This window comes from Bradyrhizobium sp. SRS-191, from assembly GCF_024586915.1.
Lineage (GTDB): Bacteria > Pseudomonadota > Alphaproteobacteria > Rhizobiales > Xanthobacteraceae > Bradyrhizobium.
In genome coordinates this window covers 1-9,651 of sequence record NZ_JANBVS010000037.1, presented here as the reverse complement: position 1 = coordinate 9,651, position 9,651 = coordinate 1, and the positions used below count along the sequence as shown (strand labels likewise).

The window sequence follows — 9,651 nt, the reverse complement described above, 5'->3', positions numbered from 1 at the left end:
TGTTCGGCAAGATGGATTCTGAGAACGACTCCCACAAGGCGGAGGGAGTCGTATGGGCAAACTCAAGAAAGCGTTTCGGCGACTGGCAGACCCGCGTGCGGGGAATGCGCGACACGATCTGCTGGAGGTGCTGGTTGTCGCCTTGGCCGCGGTGCTGTGCGGAGCAGAGACCTGCTCCGACATGGCGGAGTTCGGCCAAGCCAAGGAAGACCTGCTTCGGCTGTTTCTGCGGCTGGAACATGGGATTCCCAGTCACGATACTTTCAGCCGGGTGTTCCGCTTGCTCGATCCGGAGGCCTTCGAGGCAGCATTCAGGCGCTTCATGGTGGCGTTTGCCAAGGCCAACCGGCTCAATCTCACAGGGGTGGTGGCGGTCGACGGCAAAGCGCTTCGTGGCGCCTTCGAGCGCGGTTCGCGCTACGAGCCTCTGCATCTGGTCAACGTCTTTGCGGTGGAAGCGCGCATGTCGCTGGCGCAGCAGACGGCACCTGGCCGCAACGAGACCAAGGGAGCGTTGGAGGTATTGGAACTGCTGTCCCTCGAAGGCAGCATCGTCACGGCCGATGCGCTGCATTGTCATCGGGCGATGGCCCAGACGGTGCTGGATCGCGGTGGCGACTACGTGCTGGCGATCAAGGCCAACCGTGGACCTCTGTTCAAGGCCGTGGTCACGCAGTTTGCCCGGTCCGGCGAACGCCGCACCATCAAGACGGTCGAGCCGTCCACGCACGACCGGCGAGAAGCGCGTCGAGCCACGATCATGCGCAATACCAGCCTGGCGGCAATCCATGGCTTCCCGGGCGTCGTCGCCATCGGCCGTGTCACCTCGCGCAGGCAGCTGCAAGGCAACCGGGCCGCACCGCCGGTCGTCCGCTACTATCTGCTCTCCAAGTCCATGTCCGCCAAGCGGCTGTTACAGGTCACGCGCAGCCATTGGACCATCGAGAACCAATTGCACTGGGTGCTCGACGTCCACTTCGGCGAGGACGGCAGCCGCGCGAGATTGGACAATGCTCCGGACAATCTGGCCCGCCTGCGCAGACTCGCACTCAACATCCTTCGATCTTGCCCCGGTCCAACCTCCATACGCCGCAAAATCAAGCGGGCGGGATGGGACGACAGCTTCCTGCTCGCCATGTTTGGTCATATGCGATAGCCCTGCCCGCAAGCGGGGGAGGAGAAGCACGCCGCCGCGCCACTGCTTCCACGCCTCCCTCACCACCGCACCCGCCCAAAAAACCCCGCGATCTCCGCCGCCGCGCGGTCCGGATCTTCCCGATGCGGGAAGTGCCCGACGCCGCTAAACATCGCGACATCCACATCCGCAAACGTCTCCCCCAGCCGGTCCGTCCAGGCATACGGAAACAGCGGATCATGCTCCGCCCAGCGCACGCAGGTCGGCACCTCAATGCGCGGCAGCACCTTCGCCTCGCCCTTCATCATCGCGACCCGCCCCGCATGCGCCGCGCGATAATGCGCAAAGCCGCCGGCGAGATTGCCCGCCTTCATGAAATTGTCGGTGAAATCCTCGAGCACATCGTCGAACGCCTCCTTGCGAAAAGACCAGCCGCGCAGGAAGTGTTCGATATAAAGCCGGCAGCTCTCGCGGCTGGCCCCGACCAGGCGCGGCGCCATCTCCATCTGGTGGAAGGACTGATACCAGATGGCGTTGAGCCGATCGGGCGCCGCCATCCGCGGCCCGATCCCGGGATAGACGAAATCGAAGAAGAACAGCCCGGCGAGCCGCTCCGGGCAGGTGCGCGCCAGCGGCTGCATCACGGCGCCGCCGACGTCATGGCCGACCACGCCGAATCGCGCCAGGCCGAGCGCATCCATCACCGCCAGCATGTCCGCCGCATGCCCGTCCGGACCGAACGGCCCGTCCGGCTTGGCGCTGTCCCCGAAGCCGCGCAAGTCAGGCGCGATCAACGTGAACCGGTCGGCCAGCCGCGTCATCACGGGAGCCCAGGTCAGCCAGAATTCCGGCCAGCCATGCAGCAACAGCAGCGGCCGGCCGTGGCCGGCGCGAACCAGGTGAAAATCGGCCCCGTTGGCCGTGACGGTCACATGCTCCATGGCCTCTCCCTCCCGCCAAGCGTCGTCAGGCGAACCGGCCCCCGTCGCATCCCGGCCGCGTGTCCAGCCGAAGCGCACCCCGCCTCGCGCCGGGAAACCACGTCAAAACCGCAACTCCGGAAGCCCGTTCCGCGTCCCGGCCGCCGGCCACGGCCCGATCGGGCGAAACAGGCAGCGGATTTTCCCCTTTCGCGCCTTGTCTGGCCCGCCATCCTCGCTTATGAACGCCCCCAACCACAGGGGCCCTGCTCCTAATATGGCGCCTTCAGGAGAGGTGGCAGAGTGGTTGAATGCACCGCACTCGAAATGCGGCATAGGTGCAAGCCTATCGGGGGTTCGAATCCCTCCCTCTCCGCCAGTTAATTCGCCCATCCGCCACTTTTTGGACCTGCCAAAAGCCTCGGAAAACAACGTCTCCGGCCTGCCCGAGTGTGCAAGTGTCGAAGCGTGTATCCCGCAATGTAGTCCGCAAAGTAGTCCAAGAGAAAAGTGCATCCGAGCGCCCAGCGCGCCGGCCCAGAGGGCCGGGGCGGGCACCGACCTATCTGGTGCGTCGGCTTTCCACGTATTTCTTCCAGATTCGGCCCCCCTCCAACCTTGCGGCCAGTCTGCCGTCATGCGCTCCTATTCGGGTGCGACTTGGGGTGCTTCCGCATCGCGAGGCGCAGCGGCGGGCCTCTTGGCTGGGCGCGCTGGCGCAAACCGGCTTCAGCCAGTGGAGATGCGGGGTGAATATTCACACGGGGGAAGAGATTCCGTGCAGCGACGTCGGGTTTCCGAAGGGCGATAGCCCTGAGGAATTCGTCGCGAACATGCTCGCTTTCCTCGAAACCGCAGCGGCCAAGATCGCCAATCCCCCTCCGTGGCCGGATTTTTCGCCTGACGTGCTGCGCGATATCGCCTCGATCCAAGAGGCGGTGCTGATCGAAAAGGAGGTCAGCAAAGGTGAAGCGGGCAATCCGACGGTCGTGGCCCGCGCCGACCTGTTGCGCCATGACGTCTGGAATCGCTGGCGAGCCGGCGCGGGCCTGGGGCCTGGAGGCGAACCCCTGTCGGACGTTCTCGGCAAGCTCACCGAAGTCGCCGATCGGCAACTTGCAATTCTGGAACGGACCTCGGCGGTGCCGGCCGGTCGCTCTGTCACCTCGCGCGACCTCAGGCCGGCGAAGCCGCCGCGTCAATCAGCCGAGCAGCCACCGGCAAACGTTCCGCCTACTATCGAAACATCATCCGCGCCGAAATTCAGCGAGTTGGAAGATGAATATTTCGAGCTTCGACGCGCTGGGGGAGCATCCGAGAGCGCCATCAGCACTGGCCGGATGCGTGCGGCGACCTTCAAAGCACTTGTCGGAGATCGACCGATCGATTGCTACTTGCCAATTGACCTCCAGAATTTCGTCAACGAGCTTCAGTATGTCCCGCTTGAGCTTTCGCGTGAGGGCGAAAATACCGAAGAGCTGCGACAGATGGGGATCCATGCGGCGATCGCAAAGAATAAGGCCGAAAGCTGCTACGAGCCGCTCGCACTGAAAACCATCCAAGATGGATATGTGCAGACGGTTCGAGCTATTATCAACAATGCGGTAGGATTGCATCGCCTTCGTAACCCGTTCGAAGGCTATAGGGTGCGATGGCCGGACAATGCCAAACCCTCTGTCAAGCGCGAGGCGCTCGACTACGAAAAGGTCGATAAGGTCTTCAGGCTGGGCGTCGATAGCGGCTATTTGGACGACGCGATGTTGGGACCTCTGTGCCTTCTCTCGTCGCGCCGGATCGGAATCTTGCCCTTCATCCGGGGCAGCGATTTCGATCGCAAGCACGGCGTCGACATCGTCCGCGTGAATGGCATCGTCTATGACAAAGAGAAGGGGATGTACAAACGGGTCGGCTATAAGACCGAGGGGAGCCTCCGCTTTTTCGTCCTGCACGACTTTTTACGGCGCATCGGCTTTGTCGACTGGGCGACCGAGCAGGGCGACAAATTTATCTTCCGCCTGCTCGCATCTACGTCCGATCCGGGCGATGTTGCATCGAAGCGGGTGAACCGGCTCCTGAAGAAGGCCGGCGCTATCGGCATGAACATCGAGGTGGCCCATTCCCTTCGGCACGGCGCCAAGGACATGTTCATTGAGGAGGATCTCGACGACGAGGCCACGCGGCTGCAGATGGGCCATGAGGCAAACGATGTTCATGGCAATTACGGCCAGCAGTCCGCGCTACGCCGCAAGCAGTGCCAGGAGCTGGCTCATTTCGAACTGCCGAAGGAAATCGACTGGTCGATATTCGAAGGTCTGGATTTTGAAGCCATGGCATCCAAGCCGCGCAAGATCGGACGGCCGAAGCTGCGAGGTTGACGATATTCGGGGGAGAATAGCGTCAGGCCCTGGGTTTCAGGCTCATAGCCTTGAGGTCGCTGGTTCAAATCCAGCTCCCGCAGCCAACGATCAAGTGGGCGCATTGAAAGCGGTGCGGCTACAAATCGCTTTGCGCATCCGCGCCTGTCACTTCTGAGCGCGGGCTTCTTCCTCGTACAGATCCGCCAGCAACTCTGTCAACGCCTGCCTGCCGGCAGATATGGCAGCTCTATCCGTTTCAAATCCATCTGCCGTCAGTTTGATGCCCAGCGGCTTGCTCCGACGGCGTATTTCCCAGATGAACCGCGCGGGATAGTCGCCCCGTCGAGATGTGAAGACGTAATAGTCGTGAGGATAGTTGACCATCGCACTCAGTTTAGGACGTTTAAGGGGCATCCAAAGGGCGCACTTTTTAATAAGAATGGATATCCTGAGCCCGCTTCCGCCCTTCAGCATAAATCTAACGGCTAAAAATAGCCGCTGGAAATAGCTGTTGATTAGGCCTCCATTTTTGTAACCTGCACCGATTCGATGTAATGTGGTGCAACATGGTGAATCGGAGATGGAAGCGGTGTCGCCAGCTCAGAGCAAAAATCACGCAGAGAAGTCTCCGCACCGCCTATCGGTGACTTTGACGCCGGAGCAGCATCAGGAGCTTTCCGAGATTGCCCGAAAAAATCGTGTGTCAGTGGCTTGGGTTGTTCGGGAAGCCATCGAGCGCATGTTGAAAGACAACATGCCGCTTCTGCATGTGGGGAAACAATGAAGAAAAAGAAATTAGCAGCCTCCCCAGGAAATCGCGCGCGGGGAGATGTGGCACCGTCTGGACGATTTGCGTCGCTCGACCCCAACAAGCTGCGCGGCGGCTATTATACCTCGTCCGAAGTGGCTGACTGGCTGTCCGCGTGGGCGATAAGAAAGCGGTCGGATATTGTTCTTGAGCCTAGCTGCGGAGACGGCGCATTTCTTGTCGCGGCGGCAAAGCGCTTCTTCGAAATTGGCGCTAAAAAGTCCGATATCGCTTCACGCTTGAAAGGCGTGGAGATCCTTGCTGCCGCCGCCGAGCAGGCCTCCGCGAGGCTCGTCGGCGTGCTCGGAAAGCCGGCAGGCGACATCGTCATTAATTCCGACTTCTTTGATTGGTGGCGCGCGAGCGTTCAGCCAAGCTGCGATGTGGTGATCGGAAATCCACCTTTCATTCGGTACCAGTCGTTCCCGGAACCGCACCGCTCTCACGCTATGGCAATGATGCAGGATCAGGGGTTATCGCCGAACCGGTTGACCAACATTTGGGTGCCGTTTGTCGTTGCCGCCGCCTGTAGTCTTCGAGCTGGCGGCCGCATGGCGTTCGTTTTGCCTGCGGAACTGCTTCAGGTCAGTTATGCCGCCCAACTCCGATCCTTCCTCACCGATCGATTTAGACGTATCGATATTGTTGCTTGCAATGAGCTGTTCTTTGAGAATGCTGAGCAAGAAGTCGTTCTATTGCTCGCCGATGATGCGGTCCAAGTATCGAAAACAAACATTTGTCGTGTGGCCATGACTGAGGCCGACACCGTCGCCGAAATCACCAAGCAAAATCCAACCATCCTGTTGGAGGCTGCTCAGCCAAAAGTCGTTGCGCACGATAATGAGAAATGGCTCAAGTATTTTCTCACTCCTCGTGAAATCACGTTCATGCGAGAGCTGCGGGAAACCGACAAGATCTCTGCCATGGCCAAGCACGCCAGCATTGATGTTGGCATCGTCACCGGCAAGAACGAATTCTTTGTCCTCTCTGAAGAACAGGTCACCACGCTTGGACTCGAAGGACATACGATACCGCTCGTGTCCCGGTCTGTGCAGCTCAAAGGAAGTCGCCTCGGAAAGAGCGACTGGAAGAGCCTTTCCGCAGCCGGGGATCGTGTCCACCTGCTGAACATCACGACCAAGCAAGCAATCCAGCTCAATGCTGCGTTACGCAATTACATCAGCGAAGGCGAAAAGAAGGACTTTCACAAAGGCTACAAGTGTTCGATCCGAACGCCGTGGTACTCGGTTCCGTCCGTGTGGAAACCAGACGGGTTTATGTTTAGGCAGATCTATGATTTTCCGCGCATTGTGCTCAACAATTCTGACGCGACCTCGACCGACACGATTCACCGCTTTACTTGCAAGGCGGACAAGCCCGAGCGCGTGATTGCAAATACATACACTTGGTTGACGGCGGCTTCTGCTGAGATTGAGGGACGCAGTTATGGCGGGGGCGTGCTTGAGCTGGAGCCCACTGAGGCCGAGCGCTTGATGATGCCGGCACAGCTCAATGGGGCGATGCCCTTGATAGAAGCTGATCGTCTCATTCGAGCCGGACAGCTCGACGCCGTGCTGGAGGAAAATGCCCGCATTGTCCTTCGGCATCACTTAGGCCTTTCATCTGCCGATTGTACGACGCTCCGTAATATATGGATCAAGATGCGCGATCGCCGCATGGCGAGGCGTCGCGGCGCCCGAGCGAAAGCATCTCAGGAGACGGCATGACGGATGCCGACCTTAAAGCCGTCGCTAGGGCGAAGGTCAGCGAGTTAGTCCGTAGTTTCCAACGTCATGAGGCGGACTACCTGCGGTCTGCCTACAACGAAACGCAAGCCCGGACTGATTTCATAACGCCCCTGCTGCTTGCGTTTGGCTGGGACGTTCACAACGCGCGCGGACAGTCGCTGGGTTTGCGAGAGGTCGTTGAAGAAGCAACGGTCGAAGTTGGTGAGGAGCGGCTCTCTAAACGACCAGACTACGAACTTCGCCTGGCCCGTCAGCGCAAACTGTTCGTCGAAGCAAAAAAGCCGAGCGTTCTTATTGAGCGGAACCGAGAGGCTGCTTTTCAGACACGGCGCTACGGTTATTCGGCCAGTCTACCTATTTCGATTTTGACAAATTTCTATCAGCTTGCGGTTTATGACTGTCTGCCCAAACCGGCAATTTCTGACGAGGCCCATGTCGCTCGATTATTGCTGGTCAGATTTGATGAGTTCGAGTCTCTGTTCGACGAACTCTGGCCCCTTCTCTCGCGTGAAGCGGTCTATTCCGGGCAGTTCGATGCTCATTTTGCAGCGGCGACAACACCACACGGCATAGAGAAATTCGACGATCTTTTCCTTCGGCAAGTGAAGTCCTGGCGCGAGAGGCTTGCACGGGACATCCACGCCCTGACGCCGGGCCTCACGCCCCCTGAGTTGATCTATGCGGTTCAGCTTTTTCTCTCGCGTATCGTATTCCTTCGTATTTGCGAGGATCGCGATATCGAGCGCTACGAGACGCTGAAGGGGCTCAGTGCAACAGACACTTACAATGCCTTTATGGCTGAGCTGCGCCGTGCGGACGATTTCTATGATTCCGGTTTGTTTCGCTTGCTAAATGACGAGCGTTTAAAAATTCGGGTAAGCGACAACGTCTTATATGGCATTATTTCAGAGCTTTATTACCCCCAAAGCCCTTACACGTTCGCTGTCGTCGAAACTGAAGTACTTGGCGAAATCTACGAGCAATTCCTTGGTGACGTGATCGACATTACAGCTGCCGGTAGCGTCGAAATTGTCAGTAAGCCCGAGGTGCGGGAAGGTGGAGGTGTCGTCCCCACGCCACGCTATATTGTCGACATCATTGTTGCGCGTACGCTTGGTCCGGCCCTCGAGGGTAAAGCGCCGAAAGATCTAAATGGGTTCACTGTTGCAGATATTTGCTGCGGTTCCGGCGTCTTCCTCTTGTCGGTATTTGAAGCGCTGTGCGATCACTATTTAGCGTGGTATCTCGCCAACGATCGAGATCGGCACAATGGGCTCACGATCTACGAGGGGGCAGCCGGCCAGTGGAGACTTACATTCGGAGAGAAACGGCGAATCTTGACCGCGCATCTACGCGGCGTCGATATCGATCCGAACGCCGTTGAAGTCTCTCGCTTTAGCTTGCTGCTAAAGCTAATCGAGAATGAAACCGCCGAGGTGCTGCGCGACTACGTTGCGACTTCACGTACACCGGCACTACCTCCGATGGAGGCCACGATCCGCACGGGAAACAGTTTGGTGAGTCAAGCTGAATGGACACAAGCGCGCGGTCCCTTGCCCTCACGGCTTCTTGGAAAGATCAATCCGTTCACCTGGAAGACCGAGTTTCCTGCTGAAATGGACCGTGGCGGATTCGATATCATCGTAGCGAACCCACCCTACATTCGCATCCAAAATATGGTGGCGTATTCTCCCGAGGAGGTGGCTTTTTATCAAAGCCCCCAATCGCCTTACACCACCGCACGTCAGGACAATTTTGACAAATATGCCCTCTTCATCGAGCGGTCCTTCAGCTTAATGCGGCCGGACGGGCGTCTTGGTTTGATCATCCCGCACAAGTTCATGACCACCCAAGCTGGACACGCTCTTCGCTCGCTGATCGCTAATGCACATACGCTCGAAGAAGTCGTTCACTTCGGCGTTCAACAAGTCTTTGGTCGGCAAGCGGCGAACTATACTTGCATTCTTATTTTTGACAGCGACAAACGCGACGCCATCCAAATTGAGCGCGTCCATGATCTCGTCGCCTGGCGGTATGGCGCGCCGGGGCACCGCACGTCGATCCCCGCGAGTCAGTTAGGAATAGATACGTGGCAATTCGCCGATGCCGATGCACGTGACCTATTTGATCGTGTCAAAGCTCGGTTTCCCATAGAGCTCGGCCAGATCGCGGAAATCTTCGTTGGTGTCCAAACGAGTGCCGATCCAATCTACATTTTCAAATCGACTGCGGAGAACGAGGCAACGGTTTCGATTAACTGGGATGGAAAAATCTGGCCCATAGAACGCGACATTCTGCGCCCATGTCTACATGACGCGAAGCTTTTTCCGTATTCGCGGGCCCAAGCAAACGCCTGGATGATTTTTCCATACGAAATAGCGGCCGGGGAAAGGCGAACATCGGCGCGCCTTCTGCAACCGGAGGTGATCGCACGTCGTTTTCCTGGATGCTTGGCTTACTTGAGCGCACGTCGGTCGGAGCTTGAGCGCCGAAATGTCGTTGGTGGTGCGGTGGAGGAGAAGCAGTTCTATCAATTTGGACGCTCTCAGAGTTTGACGAAGTTTGACAGCCCGAAGATCATCTTGCCCATACTTTCGTTGGAAGCCAGGTATGCTTATGACGAAAGCAATGTGCTAATGACCGGCGGCGGCAACGGTCCCTATTACATGATCCGGCCGCGAGC

The 9,651-nt window shown here is 58.3% G+C and carries 7 protein-coding genes and 1 tRNA gene; 6 read left to right on the top strand and 2 right to left on the bottom strand.

Annotated elements, in window-relative coordinates; translation table 11 throughout:
• The first annotated feature begins 52 nt into the window (after nt 1-52).
• A complete protein-coding gene (locus tag NLR35_RS33465; RefSeq protein ID WP_257170812.1) occupies nt 53-1,156 on the top strand; it encodes an ISAs1 family transposase in 1,104 nt (367 codons plus the stop codon).
• A 59-nt stretch (nt 1,157-1,215) separates the two neighbouring features.
• Here NLR35_RS33465 and NLR35_RS33460 read toward each other — a convergent pair whose 3' ends face one another.
• Nucleotides 1,216-2,076 (bottom strand): alpha/beta fold hydrolase, encoded by an 861-nt coding sequence (locus NLR35_RS33460; protein WP_257170811.1) that lies wholly within the window; start codon nt 2,074-2,076, stop codon nt 1,216-1,218.
• A 268-nt stretch (nt 2,077-2,344) separates the two neighbouring features.
• Here NLR35_RS33460 and NLR35_RS33455 point away from each other — a divergent pair.
• Together NLR35_RS33455 and NLR35_RS33450 are read left to right on the top strand one after the other, a co-directional pair.
• Nucleotides 2,345-2,434 (top strand) — tRNA-Ser (locus NLR35_RS33455).
• A 370-nt stretch (nt 2,435-2,804) separates the two neighbouring features.
• Nucleotides 2,805-4,430, top strand: a complete 1,626-nt coding sequence (locus NLR35_RS33450; protein WP_257170810.1) for a hypothetical protein — start codon at nt 2,805-2,807, stop codon at nt 4,428-4,430.
• 147 nt (nt 4,431-4,577) lie between these two features.
• Here the strand turns inward: NLR35_RS33450 and NLR35_RS33445 are convergent, their stop codons facing one another.
• A complete protein-coding gene (locus NLR35_RS33445) occupies nt 4,578-4,886 on the bottom strand; it encodes a hypothetical protein (protein WP_257170809.1) in 309 nt (102 codons plus the stop codon).
• A gap of 106 nt (nt 4,887-4,992) precedes the next feature.
• Here NLR35_RS33445 and NLR35_RS33440 point away from each other — a divergent pair, with 106 nt between their 5' ends.
• The 3 genes from NLR35_RS33440 to NLR35_RS33430 form a co-directional block, all read left to right on the top strand.
• A complete protein-coding gene (locus tag NLR35_RS33440; RefSeq protein WP_257170808.1) occupies nt 4,993-5,196 on the top strand; it encodes a ribbon-helix-helix protein, CopG family in 204 nt (67 codons plus the stop codon).
• On the top strand, nt 5,193-6,947 hold the full coding sequence (locus NLR35_RS33435; RefSeq protein ID WP_257170807.1) for a class I SAM-dependent methyltransferase: 1,755 nt from the start codon (nt 5,193-5,195) through the stop codon (nt 6,945-6,947). The genes NLR35_RS33440 and NLR35_RS33435 overlap by 4 nt, the downstream gene beginning before the upstream one ends.
• The coding region (locus NLR35_RS33430; protein WP_257170806.1) for an Eco57I restriction-modification methylase domain-containing protein at nt 6,944-9,651 on the top strand (2,708 nt) is incomplete at its 3' end. The genes NLR35_RS33435 and NLR35_RS33430, both read left to right, overlap by 4 nt.